The 21,550-nt window shown below is 66.5% G+C and carries 20 protein-coding genes and 1 tRNA gene; 9 read left to right on the top strand and 12 right to left on the bottom strand.

All coding sequences use genetic code 11. The features are described from left to right. Positions 1-131 precede the first annotated feature (131 nt). Positions 132-605 carry a YkgJ family cysteine cluster protein gene (locus tag U858_RS0108105; protein ID WP_025136667.1) on the top strand — a complete coding sequence of 158 codons (474 nt, stop codon included), beginning with the start codon at positions 132-134 and terminating at the stop codon, positions 603-605. Between the two features lie 15 nt (positions 606-620). On the opposite strand, the gene U858_RS0108100 is transcribed toward U858_RS0108105, so the two are convergent. Next, positions 621-1,448, bottom strand: a complete 828-nt coding sequence (locus U858_RS0108100) for an alpha/beta fold hydrolase (RefSeq protein ID WP_051593547.1) — start codon at positions 1,446-1,448, stop codon at positions 621-623. A 379-nt stretch (positions 1,449-1,827) separates the two neighbouring features. Beyond that, positions 1,828-2,610 (bottom strand): AraC family transcriptional regulator, encoded by a 783-nt coding sequence (locus tag U858_RS0108090; protein ID WP_025136665.1) that lies wholly within the window; start codon positions 2,608-2,610, stop codon positions 1,828-1,830. Positions 2,611-2,718: 108 nt separating this feature from the next. Between U858_RS0108090 and U858_RS0108085 the strand changes: the two genes are divergently transcribed. The 6 genes from U858_RS0108085 (at position 2,719) to U858_RS0108060 (ending at position 7,642) form a co-directional block, all read left to right on the top strand. Next, the gene (locus U858_RS0108085; RefSeq protein WP_025136664.1) at positions 2,719-3,159 is read left to right on the top strand and encodes a transcriptional repressor; all 441 of its coding nucleotides are present in this window, start codon (positions 2,719-2,721) and stop codon (positions 3,157-3,159) included. After that, positions 3,156-3,575, top strand: coding sequence for a hypothetical protein (locus U858_RS0108080; RefSeq protein WP_025136663.1), 420 nt, complete (start codon positions 3,156-3,158; stop codon positions 3,573-3,575). Before U858_RS0108085 ends, U858_RS0108080 begins: the two co-directional genes overlap by 4 nt. A gap of 418 nt (positions 3,576-3,993) precedes the next feature. After that, the gene (locus U858_RS0108075) at positions 3,994-4,905 is read left to right on the top strand and encodes a LysR family transcriptional regulator (RefSeq protein WP_025136662.1); all 912 of its coding nucleotides are present in this window, start codon (positions 3,994-3,996) and stop codon (positions 4,903-4,905) included. A 151-nt stretch (positions 4,906-5,056) separates the two neighbouring features. Continuing rightward, the gene (locus tag U858_RS36440; RefSeq protein ID WP_025136661.1) at positions 5,057-6,673 is read left to right on the top strand and encodes a methyl-accepting chemotaxis protein; all 1,617 of its coding nucleotides are present in this window, start codon (positions 5,057-5,059) and stop codon (positions 6,671-6,673) included. A 139-nt stretch (positions 6,674-6,812) separates the two neighbouring features. Then, positions 6,813-7,100: an MSHA biogenesis protein MshH gene (locus U858_RS0108065; protein WP_025136660.1), complete on the top strand. Its 288-nt coding sequence runs from the start codon at positions 6,813-6,815 to the stop codon at positions 7,098-7,100. A gap of 110 nt (positions 7,101-7,210) precedes the next feature. Further along, positions 7,211-7,642: a RidA family protein gene (locus tag U858_RS0108060; protein WP_025136659.1), complete on the top strand. Its 432-nt coding sequence runs from the start codon at positions 7,211-7,213 to the stop codon at positions 7,640-7,642. A gap of 7 nt (positions 7,643-7,649) precedes the next feature. Here the strand turns inward: U858_RS0108060 and U858_RS36490 are convergent, their stop codons facing one another. The 8 genes from U858_RS36490 to mnmC form a co-directional block, all read right to left on the bottom strand. Further along, positions 7,650-7,736, bottom strand: a complete 87-nt coding sequence (locus U858_RS36490; protein ID WP_081821575.1) for a pirin-like C-terminal cupin domain-containing protein — start codon at positions 7,734-7,736, stop codon at positions 7,650-7,652. 51 nt (positions 7,737-7,787) lie between these two features. Then, the gene (locus tag U858_RS0108055) at positions 7,788-9,056 is read right to left on the bottom strand and encodes a hypothetical protein (protein WP_025136658.1); all 1,269 of its coding nucleotides are present in this window, start codon (positions 9,054-9,056) and stop codon (positions 7,788-7,790) included. Between the two features lie 188 nt (positions 9,057-9,244). After that, positions 9,245-9,320 (bottom strand) — tRNA-Lys (locus U858_RS0108050). A gap of 102 nt (positions 9,321-9,422) precedes the next feature. After that, positions 9,423-10,220 carry a MetQ/NlpA family ABC transporter substrate-binding protein gene (locus tag U858_RS0108045; RefSeq protein ID WP_025136657.1) on the bottom strand — a complete coding sequence of 266 codons (798 nt, stop codon included), beginning with the start codon at positions 10,218-10,220 and terminating at the stop codon, positions 9,423-9,425. A gap of 62 nt (positions 10,221-10,282) precedes the next feature. Beyond that, positions 10,283-10,936: a methionine ABC transporter permease gene (locus tag U858_RS0108040; RefSeq protein ID WP_025136656.1), complete on the bottom strand. Its 654-nt coding sequence runs from the start codon at positions 10,934-10,936 to the stop codon at positions 10,283-10,285. Further along, positions 10,893-11,981, bottom strand: coding sequence for a methionine ABC transporter ATP-binding protein (locus U858_RS0108035; protein WP_025136655.1), 1,089 nt, complete (start codon positions 11,979-11,981; stop codon positions 10,893-10,895). Before U858_RS0108035 ends, U858_RS0108040 begins: the two co-directional genes overlap by 44 nt. Positions 11,982-12,154: 173 nt before the next feature. Next, entirely contained in the window at positions 12,155-14,380 is a 2,226-nt protein-coding gene (locus U858_RS0108030; RefSeq protein WP_025136654.1) for a TIM-barrel domain-containing protein, read from the bottom strand. Positions 14,381-14,650: 270 nt separating this feature from the next. Then, positions 14,651-16,525, bottom strand: a complete 1,875-nt coding sequence (gene mnmC, locus U858_RS0108025; protein WP_025136653.1) for an FAD-dependent 5-carboxymethylaminomethyl-2-thiouridine(34) oxidoreductase MnmC — start codon at positions 16,523-16,525, stop codon at positions 14,651-14,653. A 142-nt stretch (positions 16,526-16,667) separates the two neighbouring features. Here mnmC and U858_RS0108020 point away from each other — a divergent pair, with 142 nt between their 5' ends. Then, positions 16,668-17,543 carry an inositol monophosphatase family protein gene (locus U858_RS0108020; protein ID WP_025136652.1) on the top strand — a complete coding sequence of 292 codons (876 nt, stop codon included), beginning with the start codon at positions 16,668-16,670 and terminating at the stop codon, positions 17,541-17,543. Between the two features lie 27 nt (positions 17,544-17,570). On the opposite strand, the gene U858_RS0108015 is transcribed toward U858_RS0108020, so the two are convergent. Further along, positions 17,571-19,283, bottom strand: a complete 1,713-nt coding sequence (locus U858_RS0108015; protein ID WP_025136651.1) for an AMP-binding protein — start codon at positions 19,281-19,283, stop codon at positions 17,571-17,573. 76 nt (positions 19,284-19,359) lie between these two features. Here U858_RS0108015 and U858_RS0108010 point away from each other — a divergent pair, with 76 nt between their 5' ends. After that, positions 19,360-20,556 (top strand): M20 aminoacylase family protein, encoded by a 1,197-nt coding sequence (locus U858_RS0108010; protein ID WP_025136650.1) that lies wholly within the window; start codon positions 19,360-19,362, stop codon positions 20,554-20,556. 10 nt (positions 20,557-20,566) lie between these two features. Here U858_RS0108010 and U858_RS0108005 read toward each other — a convergent pair whose 3' ends face one another. Then, the gene (locus U858_RS0108005) at positions 20,567-21,463 is read right to left on the bottom strand and encodes a LysR family transcriptional regulator (protein ID WP_025136649.1); all 897 of its coding nucleotides are present in this window, start codon (positions 21,461-21,463) and stop codon (positions 20,567-20,569) included. Positions 21,464-21,550: the final 87 nt, after the last annotated feature.

The following is a 21,550-nucleotide window of genomic DNA, read 5'->3' as shown; positions in this document are numbered from 1 at the left end:
CTATTTCCGACCCTGATCCCGCGCCGGCCGTGTCCGCGCGCCCTTGCCGGATCTGCCAGGCGCGCGGGCGACATGCCCCGGACGCGCCCGGCCGCAGCCGGAGCCGGACAGGCTTTCGGACTTCCCACGCCATGTCCCTGCTCGAGACATCCGTCATCACGTTCGTGTCGCCCGCCACGCTGGCCGGCGACGCCAACCCGGCCGCCAATCCCTGTCTGGACTGCGGCGCCTGTTGCTCACATTTCCGGGTGTCGTTCTATTGCGGCGAACTGGCCGGCGAAAACGGCGGCCATGTGCCCATCGAACTGGTCACGCAGATGAGCCCGTTGCGGGCCTGCATGAAGGGCACGGAAATGGGCGGCGGCCGCTGCATATCGCTGCGCGGCGAACTGGGCAAGCCCGGCATCCATTGCGCCATCTACGAAAACCGCCCCACGCCCTGTCGCGAATTCGACATCTGGCAACCCGATGGCTCGCCCAACCCTGACTGCCAGCGCCTGCGGCTGAGCCTGGGCCTGCCCGCCGTGCCGCCGCGCCCGGACGCCGAAAACGATCCGCAAGGCCCGTCGCACCCCAACCAACCCGACCAGCCGGCCGCGGCCTGACATCGGGCCAATGCGCTAGCGGGCCACCGCCAGCAGGCTGTCCGCCGGCTGCTGTGCCGACTGTTGCGCCGGCTGTTGCGCCGTTTTGGCACGGCCGCGCTGAGGCTCGGCGGCGCGTCGGCGGGTCCGCACGATGCCCGGGTCCTTGCCCAGGAATTCCAGCACGTTCTGCATCACCCGTTCGCGTTCGTGGTCCACGCAGATCATGTGATAACTGTCCTGCAGCAACACGACCGAGGCGCCGGGAATGCGCTCGCCCAACAGCCGCGCCGACCGCGGGCTGGTCAGTTCGTCTTCGACCGCGTGCATCACCAAGGTCGGGCAGCGCATCTGTTCCAGCCCGCGCTTGACCATGCCGCGCAGGCGGTCCACCTGGCGCACGCAGGCCAGCGGCACCCATTGGTAGTGGAAACCATCGCCGCGCGCGAAACCCGCCTTGATGAAGGCCCGCACCAGTTCGCTCTTGACGCCGTAAGGGTCTTCTTCCTCGACCCGGATGCGGCGCGGCACCCCTGGCACGTGGTACAGCAGATAACGCAACCCGCGATACCAGGGCGTGCTCCAGCCATCCAGGAACACCGGCGCCGACAACGACACCAAGGCCCCGCGGGTGTGCGATTCGCGCTTGCACAGTTCGACCGCCAGCAAGGCGCCCAGGCACATGCCGATGACGTGCACCACCTCGTACTGGGCGCACAGCTCGCGATAGCGGCGGGTCACTACGTCCATCCAGTCCTCGACCCGCACGTCCAGCAGGTCCTCGGGCCGGCCGGCGTGGCCCGGCAGCGTGACACCGTGGGTTTCCACCCCGGCGCGCGCCAGCACCTTGTGCAGCGAGCCCATGTCGAATTCGGTGCCGCCCAGGCCGTGGATCAGCAGCGCGCAGGTGCGCTGCCCTGCCGGTTGCACAGTCGGTGGCGCAATCACGACGCGCACCCCGCGGCGGCGTCCAGCTGCCACGCGTGGCGGGTAGCCGCCAAGAGGCGCGCCAGGACCTGGGCGAAGGCGTTTGCCGGGGCCGGGGCCGCGGCGGCGCCGGCGCTCCCGGCCGGCGAGAGAACGAGGAAAGGTTGGCAAGTCATGGAACACCCTTGATGCATGGAGGGCAGGACCAGAAGACCTGTCCTACCCTGGCGCCATGGTAGGCAAGGGGCGTGCGGGAAGATCCGCAAATCTGTCGGAAAAAAGTGAAGATCCGTAAACCGCGGGAAAAGCGGGGCGTCTACTCTCGCCCGGCGAGGTAGCGCGTGGGCGTCGTGCCGAACGCCGTACGGAAACTGCCGATGAACGCGCTGGTGCTTTCGTAGCCGACCGACAGCGCCGCCTCGGTCACCGAACCGCCGCTGCACAGCAACTCCAGCGCGCGCAACAGACGGGCCTGCTGGCGCCATTGGCCCAGCGTCACGCCGGTTTCCTGGCGGAAACGCCGCATCAACGTGCGCGAGGACATGTTCAGGCGCTGGGCCCATTCGTCGATGCCGGAGGGGTCGTCCGGCGTACCCAGCAGCGAATTGGCCAGGTCCTGCAGACGCGGATCGTCCGGCATGGGCAAGAGCACCGGCGCGTGTTCGCGCTGCGCGATCTCGGCCAGCAGCACCTCGAACAGCTGTTCGAGGTAGGCCTCCGACAAGGCGCCGGTCGGGCTGGTGGTGAAGCGCTCGACCAGCGCGTCGATCAGCTTGGACGACGGCCACGAGCGGCAGTGCGTCGGCAACCGGGCGCAGGCGTCCTCCCGCACGTACAGGAACGAGCCGCGGGCCTCGCCGAACCAGCGCGCGGCGTGCGTCACCCCGGGCGGAATCCAGCCGAGGCTGCCCGGCAGCACCGTCCACACCTGCGCGCCGGCCTGCACCATCACCAGCCCTTCATGCACGAGCACCAGCATGCCCTCGTTATGGACATGGTCGGGGACGAAGATGCCCTTGGATTCCCGCGGGCGCCGCATGCTGAACGGCGTCAGCAGGACATCGGGAAGGGCTTGGTGGACCACGGTCACCTGGAACATGGTTGGCAGATTTGAGCTACAGGTTGACGGATTCCCGTTAGCGGGATCATTTGAAAATGTACATCATTCTCATCATTCGGGCATCGGCCCCGGAACCGGAGAATCTACATGGACCACACCCGCCTGCGCGTGGCCGGCATCAAAGCCACTTTCCCGCGCCTGAAGATCCTGGACGTCTTTCACCAGCATACGGATCAGCACATGAGCGCGGCGGACATCTATCGCAGCCTCATCTCGGAACGCAGCAGCATCGGCCTGGCGACGGTTTATCGCGTCATTACGCAACTTGAGGACGCCGGCGTGCTCAAACGTACTCAGCTCGACTCGCACTCGACCGTGTACGAGCTGAATGACAAGGGACACCACGACCACCTGGTCTGCCGGCATTGCGGCCGGATACAGGAATCCAGCGACCCCGCCATGGCGCAATTGGTACGCAAGATCGCCAGGGACTGCGGCTTCGCGCTGGATTCCTACAGCCTGGTGCTTTACGGCGGCTGCGGCTGCCGCAAGGATGCGCCCGCCCCTTATATCGGAGAATTCGAATGAACCGCGACCAGTTTTTCTTCCACGACCTGTCCCAATTCCCCATCGTCACGGCCAAGCACGGCAGCGCGCCGGCCGGCTATTCCACCAGCTGGATCCGCGAAATGGAAATGCTGGTCAACAACCCGCAGACCTTCGTCATGGTGGTGCCCGACATGCGCCAGGAAGCCAGCCACGACGACCGCAAGGCAATGATCGAATGGCAGACCAGCAACATGGCCCGGCTGAAGGCGCGCTGCCGCGCGTTCATCGCGGTCGAGCGTGATGCCGGCGCCCTGGCCAAGATCCGCAAGCGCGCCGAAAAGATGGCGCAGGCATTCGGCATGCCCTTCCTGGCTGTGGCCACGCCCCATGAGGCGGTGCAATGCGCCAGGGAATTGCTGGGCCAGACCGGCCCGGGCGGCTTCGTGGTGGACTGATCCACCGGCCCCTGCTGCCGCCCGTTTTTCAGCGCGCCTTCGGGCGCGCTTTTTTTCGTGCCTGGCCCGCGCCTCGCCGCCAGGCCCCAGCGCGGCGTCTTATTGCCGAAATTAGAATGCAATATTGATAAATTTGCGATTGTGGCAAAAGGTGTTGCTGGAATAAATTCCCCCTCTGGCCCGATCGCCTGTCCCGCAGGCCAGGGCTGGCATCGCAGCGCGCCGGCCTCCCCGGATGGCGCTCACGGCCTGTCCGCGGCACGACCCGCCCTCGCTTCCATGGTCCGACGCCATTGGCCGGCGCGTTCACAAGACGCCGCGGCGCGACCGCCCCAGGGGGCCGCCGCCTCCCGCGCACCCTCTTTTAGCGGTTGCCGGCCGCCCGGGCTCGACACTGAGATTTACGGCACTCATATCAATGAAGCGATTCCAATTCGACAGCACCGCGCTTCGTTACTTTCTCACCGTTGTCGACACAGGGTCCGTCAATGGCGCCGCCGCCCGGCTCAACGTCGTCAGTTCGGCCGTCAGCCGGCAGATCGCGGGGTTGGAGCAACGCCTGCACAACCAATTGTTCGAACGCCATCCCAAGGGCATGCGGGTCACCGAAGTCGGGCGGATCCTGGCCGACCATGCCCGCCGGGTGGAGGCGGACGCCGCCCGCACCTATGCCGAAATCGACGGCCAGAACGGCCGCTATACCCAAACGGTGAAGATCGCCGGCGCCCCGGGCTTTGCCGCCTGCGCCCTGCCGCGCAAGTTCGCGGCCTTCCAGGCCGAACACCCGTCCATCCGCTTCAGCCTGCATATCCTGGATGCCGGCCTGGTGTCCGAACGCGTACGCTCGGCCCAGGCCGACATCGGCGTCACCTATAGCCATTCGGCCGAAAAGGACATTGCCGTCATCTATTCGCATCCGGCCGAGATCGTCGCTGTGATGCGCCCCGGCCATCCGCTGGCAGCCTGCGAATCGCTGCACATCACCCAATTGCCGGCCTATCCGCTGGCGCTGCCCGAAGGTGGCAGCGCCCTGCGCCAGGTGCTCGACATGGCCTGCAGCCTGTACAACATCACCCTGTCGCCGGCCTTCACGTCCAACCTGCCGGACGCGGCCTACCAATATGTATTGACGGGCGATGCCGTGACGCTGTGCGCCCGGCTTACCGCCGCCGATCACCTGGAAACGGGACGCTTGATCTGCCGGCCGATCAACGACGCCCTGCTCAATGCCGGCCAGCTTCAATTCCAGACGCACGCCTCGCGCCCCCTGTCGGACGCCGCGCACCGCTTCCTGCGCTTCATCCGCAGCGACGCACCGCAACTTTTCTAGCGTAGCCCGCGGCAGGCATTGCCAAAACCAGAATGCCCCCCTGAAAAATGATCAATTGTTAGTTATGTAATTTAAATTTACAGTCAGCCCGGATTTTCCGAGACCGCGCTTTGACGGGTCAGCCCCAAGACACACACAGGAGCCCCCCACCATGCTCAAGAACCTGAAGATACGCACCGGCCTCGCGGCCGTACTGGCCCTCTTCGTATTGGCGCTGGCGGTCGCCACAGGCATGGGCTGGCTCTACGCCAAGGCCGCCGATCTGGCAGTGGACGACCTGAGCTCGGTGTCCGCCGAGCAGACCCGCCCCCTGTACGAAACCCAGACGCTGCTGCTGCGCAGCCGCTTGACGCTGGTGGCTGCCTACCTGGACATCACCACCGGCAAGGGCGCGCAGGCGCAGGCCAGCGTCGACCAGGCCACCCAATACCTGCAAGACGCCCGCAAGCGTTTCGCCGTCTACCAGCGCGTGCCCAAGAACACCGAGGCCGGCAAGAAACTGGCCAGCGACCTGGACGGCGTGTTCACCGCCTATGTGCGCAGCATCGAAGCGCTGGAACAGGCCTTGCAGAAGCAGTCCGCCGAAGGCTATGCGGCCGCCGTGGTCGACACGCGCACCGCCGACGCCCGCTTCGTCGAACGGGTCAACAGTTTCCTGGAACACACCGAACGGCGCACTGACGAGATCAATGCCGCGTCCGACCAGCGCTACGATCGCGCCGAATTGTCGACGATCATCATGCTGGCGCTGGCCGCCGCCCTGGCGGTGGGTTGCTGGCGCTTCATCAGCCGCCAGGTGCTGCAACCGCTGAAGGACGCCGCCCTGCACTTTGACCGCATCGCCTCGGGCGACCTGACCCAGCGCGTCGCGGTGAACTCCGACAACGAGATCGGCGTGTTGTTCACGGCGCTCAAGCGCATGCAGGAAAGCCTGACCCGCACCGTCAGCGAAGTGCGCCGCAGCGTCAACGAAATCAATACCGGCGCGGCCGAGATCTCGTCGGGCAACACCAACCTGTCCTCGCGCACCGAAGAGCAGGCGGCATCGCTGGAAGAAACGGCCGCGTCCATGGAAGAGCTGGCCACCGCGGTCAAGCAGAACACCGAACATGCCCACCAGGCCAATGGCCTGGCGGCCGAAAGCCGTGGCGTTGCCTTGCGCGGCGGCGAGGCCGTGGGCCAGGTCGTGGAAACCATGGCCCGTATCTCGGAAAGCTCGCGGCGCATCGCCGAAATCGTGTCGGTCATCGACGGCATCGCCTTCCAGACCAACATTCTGGCCCTGAACGCAGCGGTCGAAGCCGCCCGGGCCGGCGAACAGGGCAAGGGTTTTGCGGTGGTGGCCGGCGAAGTCCGCACCCTCGCCCAGCGCAGCGCCCAGGCCGCCCGCGAAGTGAAAGACCTGATCGAGCAATCGACCAGCAACGTCGACAGCGGCGCCGAGCAAGTGCGCGCCGCCGGCAACACCATGCAGGAAATCGTGGCCTCGGTGCAGCGCGTCACCCAGATCATGGCGGAAATCACCGAAGCCTCGACCGAGCAGTCCATCGGCATCGACCAGATCAACCGCGCAGTGACCCAGATGGACGACGTCACCCAGCAGAATGCGGCGCTGGTCGAGGAAGCTGCCGCCGCAGCCTCGTCGCTGGAAGAACAGGCCAAGCGCCTGGCGGCCACCGCCGCCTTCTTCAAGCTGCCCGCCGAGATCGTCATCGACGTCACGCCCCAGGCCATCGCGGCCCCGCTGCGCCCGGCCTACGTGGGGTAATGCGCCGCAGGGGCGACTCTGGCCAAGGCGCAATGGCGCCCCGGCCATTTAAGAGTGCGCCCGCCAAGCCGTTGTCCATAAGGTAAGGCCCCGCAAGACTGCTTGCGCCGGGCCTCCCTTCGACCACGAGCCCCGACGCATGAGCCGCGCCCTCGCCTGTCATTTTTGCCTTTCGACGCTGGCGCAAGGCGCCCCACTCCTGGAAAGCAACGGCTCGGCCATCTGCAAGACCTGTGTCGATGCCTTTTCGGCCGAATTCACCGAACGGGCCTGGGTCATGGCCGCGTCGTTGGACGAACAACTGGACGTGCTGCTGGCCGAAAGCAAGCGCGCACTGGAACAGAGCGCCACCCTGGCCGAGCGCGCCCGCAGCTGCGGCCTGAGCCTGACCGAACTATCGGCCATGCCGCCGCGCGCGCTGTCCTGATCCGTCGGCCTGGCCGACAAGTGATGCCCGGCCGCCTTCCTTGACCTCAACTGTGGTTGAGGTTTGATACTGGCGCTCCTATCAAGACCGACACGATTCTGGAGCCTGCCATGCCGTCCCGCATCACCCCCGCCCTGCCCTCGCTCGCCTTCATCAATCCGCCCGGCCTGTACGACCCGCGGCCCAATGGCTACTCACATGTGGCGGTGGCCGACACCCCGGCGCGGCTGATCTTTGCCGCCGGTCAGGGCGGTGAAAACGCCCAGGGCGAGCTGCAGCCGGACTTCCTCAAGCAGGTGCGCCAGGCGCTGGACAACGTCCAGACCGCCCTGCAAGGCGCTGGCGCCACCCTGTTCGACGTGGCCAAGCTGACCGTGCTGGTGGTGGATCACAGCCAGGAACGCCTGGCGGTGTTTTCCCAGGAGATCAAGTCGCGCTGGGGCATCCACCTGGCCCCGGCCTGCACCCTGATCCCGGTGCCACGGCTGGCGCTGGACGGCATGCTGGTGGAAATCGAAGCGACTGCGCTGCTGCCGCTTTGAGGCCGTATCAGGCGCCAAAAGCCCCACTGCGGAAATCCTGGCAGGCCTGGAAAATCTGCTCGGCCGTGTTCATCACGAAAGGCCCACCTGGCATCCGCCAGGTGCAGGTGGACGCCCTGCGCCAGCCCGTCCCACGCAATACACGCTATTCGGTCACCAGGTAAGCCTGGCCACCCGGTTTCAAGTACGGCTTCAATGCCTTGAACGGCACGCTGGCATGCGGCCCCAGGCAAGCGCCCATGGCATGGCCGATGCCCGACACCGACAGCACCAGTTCGCCAGGCGACGCCACGCTCAAGGCAAGATAGCTGGGCCAGACATCCGAGCAGCCTTCCAGCGATTCGCCGTCGGCCGCGCCCTTGGCGTTTTCCGCAGCCAGCGGCGCCCGCACCTTTTCCATCAGTGCCAGCAAGGTCGGGCTTGCGGTTCGCAGGCCATCATCACCCGGCACATACGCGTCGAAAATGCGATTCCAATTCAGGTACTCGCCGCGCAGCAGATCGAAGGTGTAGGGATCGAAATGGTTATTGGGATGCGCGCCGCCGCAGTACAGGCTGCCGGACTCGGTCACCGTCATCAGCGCCGTCGACAGCCAGTCCACCGTGATGTTCTCGTCGTCATAGCTGCCCAGCGTGCCCGCCGCCGGATTGCCGTCTGTGTAGATCGTGGCCATGCATTCCAACGCGGCCAGATTCATCTGCCAATGGCGCTGTTCCAGCAGATGATTGATGCGCACGAGCACCTGCGGGTCCGGATGGCGGCTCAGCCGCGGATAGCTGAACTTCGTGCGCGGATCGCGCCACAGGCGGTAAGCCACCACGGCGTTGCCGACGTCAGGGCCGACCGGCACGGCGTGGCCGGCAAGCTTGAGCGTTTCGTAGGGCGCATGTTTGGCATCGATGTCTGCGTTGATATCGATGCCGCTGCCCACGCCGCCGCTGATCGCATCGGTCACCGCCTGCACCGCGCCCGGCGCCAAGGCATCGGGGTCATAGTCCGCCACACGGCGCAATGTGAACGTGCGCGTCTTGCCCGTTCTGGCATCGACCCATTTGCCGTGGTAACCCGCAGCATCGCGCGTGCCGGACCAGGTCGCGGCCGGCGGCGACGCGTTCGACTCGGGGTCGCCGCCGCCTTCCTTGATGTCGTAATAGGTCCGGGGTTCGTGCAGCGCCTGCGGCGTGCCCTTGAGCGGGATATCCACGCCATGCTTCGGATAGAAGTAGCGGCCCGCCACGGAACCATCGGCCGCCGGCTGGCTGTCCAGCTCCATCACGATGTCGCCGGCGCCTTGCAGGGTGCCGGTGTACACGATGCGCGGGGTGGCCTGGGCCGAAGGGCAGGTCAGCACCCAGGCGGCCAGCGCAAAAGCGCCAAGCCATGTTCGAAAGACGCGCCGCGTGGCAGGGATCATGTTGGAAGTCTTGCCCGGCAAGGAAGTCACCGATGATAAATCAAGGTGGTCACAGTGCAGGCCGTCCGAGCGCAATGCTATACGGGCGTAAACGGGCGTATACATACAGGCGTAAAAAAAACCCCGAGCAGACAATGCAGGGGGTTCTTTCATGATCCAGCCAAACGTCTGGATCAAACTTGTAGGGGTGGTGGGCTGAGCGAGACTCGAACTCGCGACCAACGGATTAAAAGTCCGCTGCTCTACCGACTGAGCTATCAGCCCGACCGAAGCCAGAAATTATGGCTTATTTCGACGGCGTTGTCAAAACTCCATGAAAAACGGCCGCTCGCGCGGCCGTTCTGGTACTGAGGCGACGCTTCTGGCTTACCAGGCGGCGACCACGGCGCCCTTGAACTTGGTCTCGATGAACTGCTTCACGGCCGGGCTGTGATAGATGCTGACCAGCTTGGCGAACTCGGGACGGTCCTTGTCCTTTTCACGCACGACCAGCACGTTGGCGTACGGCGAATCTGGCGATTCCTGGGCGATCGCGTCCTTGGTGGGGTTCAGGCCGGCTTCCAGCGCGAAGTTGGTGTTCACGGCCGACGCGTCGGTGTCGTCCAGCGAACGCGGCAGCTGGGCGGCGTCCAGCTCGATGAAGCGCAGCTTCTTGGGGTTCTCGATCACGTCGATCGGGGTCGCCTTCAGGCCGGCTTCCGGACGCAGCTTGATCAGGCCGTTGGCCTGCAGCAGCAGCAAGGCGCGGCCGCCGTTGGTCGGGTCGTTCGGCAGCGCGATGCGGGCGCCGTCCTTCAGTTCGGCCAGCGACTTGATCTTCTTGCTGTAGATGCCGATCGGGAAGATCACGGTCTTGGCGATGCTGACCAGCTTGTAGCCGCGGTCGGCGTTGGCATTGTCCAGGTAAGGCTGGTGCTGGTAGCTGTTCACATCCAGGTCGCCCGAGGCCAGCGCGACGTTGGGCTGCACGTAGTCGGTGAACTCGATCACCTGGATGTTCAGGCCCTGCTTGGCGGCTTCCTGCTTGACCACGTCGAAGATCTGGGCGTGCGGGCCGGCGGTGACACCCACCTTCAGCGGCTTGTCCTGGGCCAGCGCGGGCTGGGCGAATACGGCGGCGCCGAGGGCAAACGCGGCCAGCGACTTCAAAACCTTGATGCTCATGTTGCGGATATCCCGAATGTCGGAAGTAGAAGAAGAACGAAAAGAAGAATGGCCGGCGATGCTCAGCGGTGCGAAATGCGGCGCACGTAGCGGTCGCCCAGGCTCTGGATCAACTGCACCAGCACGATCAGCACGATGACCACGGCGGCCATCACGTCGGACTGAAAACGCTGGTAGCCGTAGCGGATGGCGAGGTCGCCCAGGCCGCCGCCGCCGATGGCGCCAGCCATGGCCGAATAACCGATCAGGCTGACCACGGTGACGATGGTGGCGGCGATCAGGCCGGGTAGCGCCTCGGGCAAGAGCACCTTCATGATGATCTGCATCGGCGATGCACCCATGGCGCGCGCCGCGGTGATCAGGCCCGGGTCGACTTCACGCATCGCGTTCTCGGCGATGCGTGCCATGAACGGAATCGCGGCCACCGACAACGGCACGATGGCGGCGGTGGTGCCGATGGACGTCTGGGCCACCAGGCGCGTGAACGGAATGATGGCGACCATCAGGATCACGAACGGCACCGAACGCGTGGCATTGATGACCGCGCCCAGGGCGTGGTTCACCGGCTGGTTCTCCAGCATGCTGCCGCGCGCAGTGACGGTCAGGATCACACCCAGCGGAATGCCGACCAGCACCGCAATGGCGCTGGCCACACCCACCATCAGCAGGGTATCAAGCAGCGACGTAATAAGCAGGTCGATCAGTTGCGGGCTCATGAGCAATTTCTTCAACGGTAATGTCACGGGCGGTCAACGCGGCAATCGCGTCCTTGACCGCGGCGGGGGTGCCTTGCGCCAGCACGAACATCGTGCCCACGGCCACGCCCTGGATGTCTTCGACGCGGGCCTGCACCAGGCCGACGTCCAGCGAATACTGCGTGGACAGGTCGGACAGGAACGAGCCCGACGCGTCGGTGCCGGTCAAGGACAGGCGCAGCAGGCGCACGGCCTGGCCAGGCTTGGCCGCGGCCAGCGTCTCGATGCGCTGCTTCACAGCGGCCAGCGTGGCGTCGGTCAGGTCCGACGCGGTGGCCGCCGACACCATGGCGCGGGTCACTTCGTGGCGCGGCTGCGCAAACACTTCGCGCGTGCTGCCCATTTCAACCACTTCGCCTTGCGACAGCACGGCCACGCGGTCGCAGACCTCGCGCACCACTTCCATCTGGTGCGTGATCATCACGACGGTCACGCCGGTCTTGCGGTTGATGTCGCGCAGCAATGCCAGAATGTTGTGCGTGGTTTCAGGGTCCAGCGCGGACGTGGCCTCGTCGCTCAGCAGCACATCCGGATTGTTGGCCAAGGCGCGGGCGATACCCACGCGCTGCTTCTGCCCGCCGCTGATCTGGCTGGGATAGCGGTCGCGCAGATGCTCCAGGCCCACCAGGGCCAGCAGGCGCTCGACGCGCGCGGGAATTTCATTCCTGGCCACGCCGGCGATTTCCAGCGGCAGCGCCACGTTGCCGTACACCGTGCGGCGCGACAGCAGGTTGAAGCCCTGGAACACCATGCCGATGCGGCGGCGCTGGGCGCGCAACTGCGCTTCGTTCAGGCCGGTCAGCTGCTGGCCGCCGATGGCAATAGTGCCTTCGTTGGGGCGCTCGAGCAGGTTGATGCACTGGACCAGCGTGCTTTTACCGGCCCCGCTGGGGCCGATGATGCCGAAGACCTCGCCCTGCTGGATGTGCAGGTTGATGCCCCGCAGCGCCTGGAACTGGCCATGCGGCGTGGCGTAGGTCTTGGATAGGTTCTCGATCTGGATCATGGCAAGCGATTTTGTATCTTTTCTCTTCTAAAGAGAACGACCGTTTTTTCCATTTTTAATAACTAACAGTAATATAGAATGCGTCCGCACAAAGACGTAAAGGGCAGCCTGGAAGGAAAGCCTTCCTGACTGCCCTTTTGTTCGGGGGTGGCCGGTAGCCGGCCCCTCCGGGATCAGCGAGCGCGCGAGATACGCACTTCAGCGCCGCGGCGCTTGACCTCCAGCCCCTCGGACGGCGAAATGCGCAAGCCTTCCAGGCCCTTGATGTAGCTGGAGCCCTGCATCTGCATGACGCGGATCTTGTTGCGCATGACCACCGGGTTGTGCACCGGCATGCCGAACATCCAGACTTCGTCCAGGATGCGCGCCGAATTGAACTCGCCCGTGTGCTGCGCGGCGGGTCCCAGACAGAGCATATGCCCTTCGCGGCCGAACACCGGGAACTGGCCCAGGTCGCAGTCGATGGTCCAGGTGGTGCCGCCTTCGTAGCGATGGCCCGTGTTCAGGTCCCACCAGGCGTCGCCCTTGGGCAGGTACACCCGCACCTGCTTGCCCGGCTCGGTGATCGGCGCCACGAGCAGGGCCGGGCCCAGCAGGTATTGCAGGTCCCACTCGTGGGCATGCGGGTCGTTCGGGAACGACAGCGCCATGGAACGCTGCACCGGCAAGCCGGTGCGTGCGGCGTCTTCGATGGCGCCCAGCACATAGGGCACCAGGCGATAGCGCCATTGCATCCAGGTCTTGACCTGGGCCAGGGTCTCGTCGCCGAAGTCCCAAGGCATCAGGCCGGCCACGCCCTGGAAGGAGAAGTTCGCCGAGAACACGCCGGCGGTCAGCCAACGCAGGTACAGCTCGGGCGTCATGCCGGCGGCGCTGCGCGCGGCCGTGCCGATGCCGTGCACCTGCACGGGCAGGCCCGAGGCACCGATGGACAGGGCCGTGCGCAACGTGTGGCGCAGGCCGTCCCAGGTGTTGTCGACCTGCGGCCCCACCTGCCACGGCAGGCGCTGCGCCGCCGGGAACAGGTCGGTGCTGGGCACCACACCTTCGGGCGGCACCTTCAGACCGGCAACCGCGTCGAACAGTGCGCGGCGCACCAGCAGCGGATACATGCTGCGCAGTGCGGGGCCGGTTTCGCCGTTGCGGGCATTGACGCCGTCGGGAATGGCGATCTGGGCATCGCACGCGGGCGCGTCCAGGCCGTCTTCGATCAGCTGGCGATGGCGCTCGACCCACAGGTTGTAGATGTCGCGGTAGGTCAGGTCCAGCAGGCCATAAGGCTGGCCCGAGGTGGCGGCGTTGCCGTCGAACACCTGCGCCGAGCCGTCGTCCTTGGTCAGGAGCCAGCCGCGGTCTTCGAGTTCCTCGAACAGCGGGCTGGTCTTGATCACGCCCGGAAAGCCCGAGGCGGCGACATGCACGTTGTGCTTGTGGAACAGCGCCAGCATCTGCTTGGCGTCCGGGAAGCGCTGGGCATCCCATTCGAACACGGCCTTGTCGGACTGAAAGCCCCAGGCCGCCGGCTGCGCCAGCGTGACGGCGTCGACCGGAATCTGGTTTTCGCGCATGCGGGCCACCAGCGCCACGGTCTGCGTCGGCATTTCGCCGCTGGCCTGTTGCAGCCACGCGCCCATCGCCCACAGCACCGGCTGGCCGGCGCGGCCGGTCAGGGCGGTGTACTGGTTCAGGATTTCGGCGGGCTCGCCGGCAAACAGGAAGACGTCGAGCACGGCATCGTCGACACAGACGATGTAGGCCGAATCGGCCGGCGCGGCGCCCACCGAGTGCTGCACCCGGCGCATCGCGTTGACGTACACGCCCCAGCCTCGCGGACTCCATGCCAACGGCAAGGCGCGATGCTCGGGGTCGTCGGAAACGACGGATTCGTCGCGACGGTTCAGGTCGCCCGGGGTTTCGCCCAGGCCGTAGACGCGTTCGTCCGGCAGCAGGGAGAACCCCGCCGTCCAGGAGGCATCGTCGGCCTGGTCCAGCGCGTTGTGCCCAAATGCGGGCGTATGCGCGGAAACCTCGGACTCGAACACCCGCGCGTCATTGCGGTACAACGCAATCCGCACGGGGTTGGATTGGATCTCCAGGGCAACATCGCCCTGGGTGATGCGCCAACCGTCCCCGCCTTCGCGTGGCGCGATGGCGGCCTCGCCCACGGCCTCTTGGCGCGCGAGCAGCATTTCAGCCACGGCGCGCGCACGCGCGCCGGGCTTGTCATCGGTAAGGTGGTTCGCCTCGCCGCAGCGCAGGCGAAAAACACCAGGCGCATGCGCCTCGACTACCAGGTGCAACCCATCGCCCGCGTCGAAATCGATGCGACTGGGGCGGGACGTCAGCAGCTCGATGTTGTCGAGCTGGGTAGTATGGGCAAAGTCGAACTTGGGCGGCACAGAGCATCCCCCGGCTTAAGCCAAAAACCATCAAAAGACGCTATTTTGACGGATTTGAGCTTTGAAATAAACTCGGTCCCTCTTTTGGACAGCGATATCATCCAAAAAAGGGGGCACAAAGCCCCCCGTCAACGCTTGCCCGGCCAACCGCCGGTGCGCCGCCGGAACGCCAATTTTGAGCCCAAAGCGGGCTATTTGGCGCCAAATCCTGGCATTTCCCGCAATTCTACGCCACCTCGCCCGACTCCCCTCGGGGGCCCGAAGTTTTTTTCAGCGCGGCAAAATAAGTTGGGCCAGATCGGTTTCAAGCGGTGACGGTTCGCCGCAAAGGCGCGCGGCGATCAGGTCGCCCATCAGTGCCGACCACGAGAGCCCTCGCGACGCGTAACCGGCGGCCAGCCACAGGCCTGGCGCATGCACCAACGGCCCCACGGCGGGCAGCCGCCCCGGCAGCACCGCACGCCATCCCGCCCAACCGGACAGGCTGCCCGGCACCAGGGCGTCGAACCCCGGAAATGCGCCGCCCAGCAAGCCCGCCGCCTTGGCCAACGTGACTCGCTGGCCCTCGGCCCCTATGTTCGCCTGGGTCGCGCCATGCACATAGGTGCTGCCCACCACGCAACCGGCCCCGGTGTCGGGCAGCAGATAGCCTTCGCCCCCCACCACGCAGCGGGGGCCGCCCGCCAAGGCCGCAGCCGGCACCAGGGTCACTTCGCCGGCCAGCGCATGCATCTGCGCCACTCGCGGCAGGGGCGCCAGCAAGCCGCTAGCCTCCAATACCGCCTGCGCGCCGAAGGCATTGGCCAGGATGACGGTGTCGGCCTGCGCCAAATCGCGGCCTGCCGCGTCCAGGGCACGCCAGCCCGTCCCCTCGGCCACCACCCGCGCCACCGCACCCGGCACGACCTGCACCCCGGGCGTGGTCAGCAACGCGGGGATCAATTTGTTGGGCTGCACCAGCATGCCCTGGCCAAAAAACACGCCGCCGCGCGCCAGCGGCAGACCCGCCAAGGCGCTGGCTTCATCGCGGCTGACCTCACGGACCCAATCCTGGGGAAAGGCCAGGGTTGCCAGCGTGCCGGCCAGCGCGGCCGCCCGCCCCTCATCGCGTTCCAGCTGCACGGTGCCGCAGACGGTCGGCGCCGCGCCAGCAGGCAAGCCCGCCCACCGCGCCAACGCCCGCGCGCTGCCCGCGCGCGACAAGCGCGCCCGTGCGTTGTCGTCCCGCGCCAGCACAGGCGTCAACGCCGCCGCGGCATGGCCGGCATGGGCGGCCGCACCGTGCGCCAGCGCGGCGTCCAGCACCGTCACGCGCCACCCGCGCAGCGCCAGCGACTGCGCGATTCCCGACCCGGCCAGCCCTGCTCCGACCACCACGGCATGACGCTGCGCATCGGCCATGGCAGGCGCACCCGCCGCGACCCCCGGCGCCGCCACCGCCCCCACCGTCATGTGCCACTTGCCGCCATAACCTGGCGCCCGATGCACCTCGAAACCCGCATCCTGCAAGGCCCGACGCAACTCGCCGGTACATGCCCAGGTCGCCACGGTGGCGTCGGCCGCGGCCAGGCGCGCCAGCGCCTTCAAGAGCGGCGCCTGCCACATATGCGGATTGCGTTCGGGCGCAAAGCCGTCCAGGAAGTAAGCATCCACCCTGGCCGACAAGCGTGGCGCCAGCGTCTGCGCATCGCCGAAACCCAGGGTCAGCGTCACTGCGCCGCCCTCGAATTCCAACCGATGCAAGCCGGGCAGCAACGCCGGCCATTGCGCCGCCAGTTGCGCGCCCTGTGCCGCCAGCGGCTCGGGAGCATGCCGCGCCAGCAACGCCGCAAGGTCCTCACGCCCGAACGGATGCGCTTCCAGCGACACCACGTGCAGGGTCCGTGAGCGCTGCGGATCGTCACGCCACGCGCGCCATAGCGCCAGGAAATTTAGCCCCAGGCCGAAACCGGTCTCGCAGACCGTGAAGGCGTCGCGTCCACGCCAGCGTTCAGGCAGGCCATTGCCACGCAGGAACACATGTTCCGCCTGCCCCAGCGCCCCCGACGGCGAGTGGTAGACGTCGCCATAGACCGGACTGAAAAGACGGCCTTGCGCATCGAATTCAGCGACGGCGGGGGTCAGGGGAACGTAGGACGAGGACATGGAAAGCGGCGAATTGGACGACTATCAGACAGAAAGGATTATCGGACGACACGATGGCCGGCGTTGGATGGACGCCACGCACCAGGCGCCTTTTGCGGCCGTGGCCACGAATTTGACGCATACCTGGGCTTACACTCGATTCATGGAAACCTATGATCCGCCCCGCTCGCTGGCTTCTCCCATAGACCTGTGCGCTGCGATCGACGCTGCGGTCACGGCGGCGCATGCCGGTGCAGCCATCCTGCAATCCTACGCGCATCATCGCGCCGATCTCGTGATCGACCGCAAGGCGCGCAACGATCTCGTGTCGCAGGCCGACCGCGAAGCCGAGGCCGTCATTATCCAGGAGCTGCAGGCCCGCACGCCCAAGTTCGGCATCGTCGCCGAAGAAACCGGCGGCCAGGCCCAAGGCGTCGCCACCTGGTACATCGATCCGCTGGACGGCACCACCAATTTCCTGCACGACATCCCGCACTACGCGGTCTCGATCGCCCTGATCGCGCATGCCGGCGCCGCGGTCTCCGCCAACGAGCGCCTGCAAGCCGATACGCCGGTCGTCGGCGTGGTCTACGACCCCTGCCGCGAAGAACTCTTCACCGCCGTGTACGGCCTGGGCGCCTGGCTCAACGGTCGCCGCATCTCGTGCTCGCGCACCCGCACGCTCGAAGACTCGGTGCTGGCCACCGGATTTCCGTTCCGCGATTTCTCTTTCGCCAGCCAATACATGCCGATGCTGCACGACGCCATCAACCGTGCGCGCGGCGTGCGGCGCATGGGCGCAGCCGCGCTGGACCTGGCCTGGACGGCCTGTGGCCGCTATGACGGCTATTGGGAAATGGGGCTGGCCCCCTGGGATGTGGCCGCCGGAACGCTGATCGTGCGCGAAGCGGGCGGCGCCTGCAGCGACATGCATCGCACCGATTCCTGGCCCATCGGCGGACGCGTGGTGGCGGGCAATCCCGCCATCGAACGCGCCCTGCACGACATGATCGCCCCGCACCTGGACCAGCCGGGCTGACGCCCGGCCGTCCCGCATCAGGCCTGATCAGGCCGTCTGGCCCTGCGGCGCCGCGGCGTTGGCCTCGGCGCCAGCATCAGGGCGCAATTCACGCCGCAGGATCTTGCCGACGTTGCTCTTGGGCAGTTCATCACGGAACTCGACGAAGCGCGGCCGCTTGTAGCCAGTTAGCTTGTCCTTGCACCATGCCTGCACCTGCGCTTCGGTCAGCGCCGGGTCTTTCTTCACGACGAACACCTTCACGGCTTCGCCCGAATGCTCGTCCGGCACGCCGATGGCCGCGCATTCCAGCACGCCGGGCATTTGCGCCACCGCCGCTTCGACCTCGTTCGGATAGACCTTGAAGCCGGACACCGTGATCATGTCCTTCTTGCGGTCGACGATGCGCGTGTAGCCCTTGTCGTCCATGATGCCGATATCGCCGGTGCGGAAGAATCCGTCGGCCGTCATGGCGTGGCGAGTTTCGTCCGGCTTTTGCCAGTACCCCAGCATGACCTGCGGCCCGCGGATGGCCACCTCGCCCCGCTCGCCCAGCGGCACCTCGTGGCCGGCATCGTCCAGAATCGCGACCTCGGTGGACGGCAACGGCAGGCCGATGGACCCCGAATACGCCGTGGCGTTGGTCGGGTTGACCGTAGCCACCGGCGACGTCTCGGACAACCCATAGCCTTCGACCAGCGGCCGCCCGGTGATCTTGAGCCAGCGCTCGGCCACCGCCTGCTGCACGGCCATGCCGCCGCCCAGGGTCAGCCGCAGGCCGGAAAAATCCAGCTTGGCGAAGTCGTCGTTGTGGGCCAACGCGTTGAACAGCGTATTGACGCCCGGGAACACATTGATGGGCGTCTTGCGCCACGCCCCGATCAGCGAAGGCTGGTCGCGCGGATTGATGACAAGCACGTTGCGCATGCCCGCATGCAGGCCATACAGGCCGCAGACCGTCATGGCGAACACGTGGTACAGCGGCAAAGCGCTGAGAATGGTGATCTGCTGGCCCGCCATGTCGTGCAGCGCGGGGCTGGCCACGGCTTCCATCTGCATCACATTGGCGGTCAGGTTGCGGTGCGACAGCATCGCGCCCTTGGGCACGCCGGTGGTGCCGCCGGTGTATTGCAGCACCGCCAGGTCATCCATCGAAATGGCCGGCGCGGCGAACGGCAGGCGCGCGCCCTGGGCCAGCACCTGCGGCAGCATCAGCGCGCCGTCGATGCGCCAGGCGGGCACCAGCTTCTTGATGTAGCGGGCCGCCAGGTTGACCAGCGGCGCCTTCAAACCGCCAAGCAAATCGCCCGGGCCCGTCACCACAATATGCTTGAGCGCACCGCGGTCGGACACGCTTTGCAGCGTGTGCGCGAAATTCTCGAGAATGACGATGACGGACGCGCCGCTGTCCTGCAACTGGCGCTGCAGTTCGTCGGCGGTGTAGAGCGGGTTGACGTTGACCACCGCGTGGCCGGCCCGCAGCGTGCCGAGCATGGCGACCAGGTAGGCCGGCACATTGGGCATCATCAGCGCGACCCGCGAGCCCTTGGGCAACCCCAGGCTTTGCAGCCAGCCGGCGAACGCCCGGGCATGCGCATCCAGCTGCGCATAGGTGATGTCGCTGCCCATGGCGGTCAGGGCGGTGCGGGACGAATACTGCTTGCAGGCGCGGTCCAGCAGGTCGGTCAGCGAGGTGTAGCCGTCGGTGGAGATATCGGCGGGAACCCCTTGCGGGTAATGGGCAAGCCACGGGCGGGTCATGGTGTTTGTCTCCATTAAATTGGCTTTTGATTGATGATAACCTTGTTGCGTTCCCAAATTCCGCTTGATCCCTCCCATGAAACTGCTCGAACCCATCGTCGCGTGGCACCACGACATCTCCCAGATCCGACGCGACATCCACGCGCATCCCGAACTGGCTTTCGAGGAATTCCGCACGGCGGACGTGGTGGCGGCCAAGCTTGAAGAATGGGGCATCGAGATCCACCGTGGCCTGGGCGGCACGGGCGTGGTCGGCATCATCCGCGGCAACCAGCCGGGCGAGCGCGCCGTCGGCCTGCGCGCCGACATGGACGCCCTGCCCATGCAGGAAGCCAACACCTTCGACCACGCCAGCAAGCACGAAGGCAAGATGCACGCCTGCGGCCACGACGGCCACACGGCCATGCTGCTGGCCGCCGCGCGCTACCTGTCGCAGCACCGCGACTTCGCCGGTACCGTCTACGTCATCTTCCAGCCCGCCGAAGAAGGCGGTGGCGGCGCCAAGCGCATGATCGACGACGGCCTGTTCACCCGTTTCCCCATGGAAGCCGTGTTCGGCATGCACAACTGGCCCGGCATGAAGCCCGGCCAGTTCGGCGTCACCGCCGGCCCCATCATGGCGTCCAGCAACGAATTCTCGATCGTGGTCAAAGGCAAGGGCACGCACGCCGGCATGCCCAACCTGGGCATCGATCCCGTCATGGCGGCCGTGCAACTGGCGCAGTCGCTGCAGACCATCATCACGCGCAACCGCAACCCGCTGGACGCCGCCGTGCTGAGCATCACGCAGATCCACGCGGGCAGCGCCGACAACGTCGTGCCCAACCACGCCGAACTGCGCGGCACCGTGCGCACCTTCACGCTGGACGTGCTGGACCTGATCGAACGCCGTATGGAAGAAATCGCGCGCCACACCTGCGCGGCCATGGATTGCGAAGTGCAGTTCACCTTCCAGCGCAACTACCCGCCCACCATCAACCACCCCGACGAAGCCGCCTTCTGTGCCGACGTCATGCGCGACATCGTCGGCGCCGACATGGTCAATGACCACGTCCAGCCCACCATGGGCGCCGAAGACTTCGCCTTCATGCTGCAGGAACTGCCGGGCGCCTACGTCTGGATCGGCAACGGCACGGGCGACCACCGCGCCGCCGGCCACGGCCTGGGCCCCTGCATGCTGCACAACGGCAGTTACGACTTCAACGACGACCTGCTGCCGCTGGGCGGCACCTACTGGGTGCAACTGGCGCTCAAGCGCCTGGCCAAGGCCTGATCTTCCTGGCTTAGCTCACGGCCTGCCCCGCCCCCACCGCCAGGCACATCGCCAGGAAGCGCTGGGCGGCGCGGGCCGCCGCATCGGCATGCGGCACCAGGATGCTCAACGTACGCGTCAGGGGCCGGGGCAGCAGCCGCAAAGCCGCCAGCGCGCCGTCTTCATGCCGCATCGACATCGCCGACACGAAGCCCACGCCCAAGCCGGCGCGCACCGCCTGCTTCACGCCTTCCACCCCCGCCAATTCCAGCCCGATCGACGGCGCCAGCCCGGCATCGGCAAACGCGCGTTCGACCAGCCGCCGCACCCCTGAACCCGGTTCGCGCATTACCAGCGCCGATGCCGCCAGGTCGCGCAGCGTGACCGCCCCCTTGCCCGCCAGGGCATGGTCGGCCCGCACGATCGCCACCACCTCGTCCTGCCGCCAGGCGTGCACGGCCGTGTCGGCGGGCAGGCCGGCGGGCACATCGCCTTCGATGAAGGCCAGGTCCAACGCCGGCAGGCGCTCGACGATTTCGCGGGTATTGCCATCGGACAGGTGCAGGCTGACCGCCGGAAAGGCATGGCGGAAATCGGCCACCAGCGCCGGCAGCAGATAGCTGGCTGGCGTGGTGCTGGCCCCCAGGCGCAACGCGCCCGTTTCCAGCCCGCGCCAGGATTCGCGCACGGCCTGCGCCTGCCGGTACACCTGGCGCAACTGGCGCGCCTGCTCGGCCAGGCGCTCGCCCGCTTCGGTCAGCGCAATGCCGTGACCGCTGCGACGGTACAGCGGCTCGCCGAACCACTCCTGCAAGGCCCGCAGCTGGCCGGACACCGCCGGCTGCGACAGATGCAGCGCCAGCGCGGCGCGGCTGATGTTGCCGGCATCGGCAACGGCGGCAAAGGTAAGCAGTTGGTCTGGGGTCATGACGAAGCCCGATCGATGGGCACCTGGCGGTTGCTCCGAATAAATATCGGAATTTCTGATATTACATATTCAAAATAAAGATTTTTC

Source organism: Achromobacter sp. DH1f, from assembly GCF_000633435.1.
GTDB classification, from domain to species: domain Bacteria; phylum Pseudomonadota; class Gammaproteobacteria; order Burkholderiales; family Burkholderiaceae_B; genus Achromobacter; species Achromobacter deleyi.
This window is presented reverse-complemented; position numbering and strand designations above follow the sequence as displayed.

What these genes read in the sequence shown, in the direction of transcription:
- U858_RS0108105 (WP_025136667.1), top strand. Translation starts at nt 132, where the DNA reads ATGTCCCTGCTCGAGACATCCGTCATCACGTTCGTGTCGCCCGCCACG.
- U858_RS0108100 (WP_051593547.1), bottom strand. Translation starts at nt 1,448, where the DNA reads ATGGGCTCGCTGCACAAGGTGCTGGCGCGCGCCGGGGTGGAAACCCAC.
- U858_RS0108090 (WP_025136665.1), bottom strand. Translation starts at nt 2,610, where the DNA reads ATGTTCCAGGTGACCGTGGTCCACCAAGCCCTTCCCGATGTCCTGCTG.
- U858_RS0108085 (WP_025136664.1), top strand. Translation starts at nt 2,719, where the DNA reads ATGGACCACACCCGCCTGCGCGTGGCCGGCATCAAAGCCACTTTCCCG.
- U858_RS0108080 (WP_025136663.1), top strand. Translation starts at nt 3,156, where the DNA reads ATGAACCGCGACCAGTTTTTCTTCCACGACCTGTCCCAATTCCCCATC.
- U858_RS0108075 (WP_025136662.1), top strand. Translation starts at nt 3,994, where the DNA reads ATGAAGCGATTCCAATTCGACAGCACCGCGCTTCGTTACTTTCTCACC.
- U858_RS36440 (WP_025136661.1), top strand. Translation starts at nt 5,057, where the DNA reads ATGCTCAAGAACCTGAAGATACGCACCGGCCTCGCGGCCGTACTGGCC.
- U858_RS0108065 (WP_025136660.1), top strand. Translation starts at nt 6,813, where the DNA reads ATGAGCCGCGCCCTCGCCTGTCATTTTTGCCTTTCGACGCTGGCGCAA.
- U858_RS0108060 (WP_025136659.1), top strand. Translation starts at nt 7,211, where the DNA reads ATGCCGTCCCGCATCACCCCCGCCCTGCCCTCGCTCGCCTTCATCAAT.
- U858_RS36490 (WP_081821575.1), bottom strand. Translation starts at nt 7,736, where the DNA reads ATGCCAGGTGGGCCTTTCGTGATGAACACGGCCGAGCAGATTTTCCAG.
- U858_RS0108055 (WP_025136658.1), bottom strand. Translation starts at nt 9,056, where the DNA reads ATGATCCCTGCCACGCGGCGCGTCTTTCGAACATGGCTTGGCGCTTTT.
- U858_RS0108045 (WP_025136657.1), bottom strand. Translation starts at nt 10,220, where the DNA reads ATGAGCATCAAGGTTTTGAAGTCGCTGGCCGCGTTTGCCCTCGGCGCC.
- U858_RS0108040 (WP_025136656.1), bottom strand. Translation starts at nt 10,936, where the DNA reads ATGAGCCCGCAACTGATCGACCTGCTTATTACGTCGCTGCTTGATACC.
- U858_RS0108035 (WP_025136655.1), bottom strand. Translation starts at nt 11,981, where the DNA reads ATGATCCAGATCGAGAACCTATCCAAGACCTACGCCACGCCGCATGGC.
- mnmC (WP_025136653.1), bottom strand. Translation starts at nt 16,525, where the DNA reads ATGTCCTCGTCCTACGTTCCCCTGACCCCCGCCGTCGCTGAATTCGAT.
- U858_RS0108020 (WP_025136652.1), top strand. Translation starts at nt 16,668, where the DNA reads ATGGAAACCTATGATCCGCCCCGCTCGCTGGCTTCTCCCATAGACCTG.
- U858_RS0108015 (WP_025136651.1), bottom strand. Translation starts at nt 19,283, where the DNA reads ATGACCCGCCCGTGGCTTGCCCATTACCCGCAAGGGGTTCCCGCCGAT.
- U858_RS0108010 (WP_025136650.1), top strand. Translation starts at nt 19,360, where the DNA reads ATGAAACTGCTCGAACCCATCGTCGCGTGGCACCACGACATCTCCCAG.
- U858_RS0108005 (WP_025136649.1), bottom strand. Translation starts at nt 21,463, where the DNA reads ATGACCCCAGACCAACTGCTTACCTTTGCCGCCGTTGCCGATGCCGGC.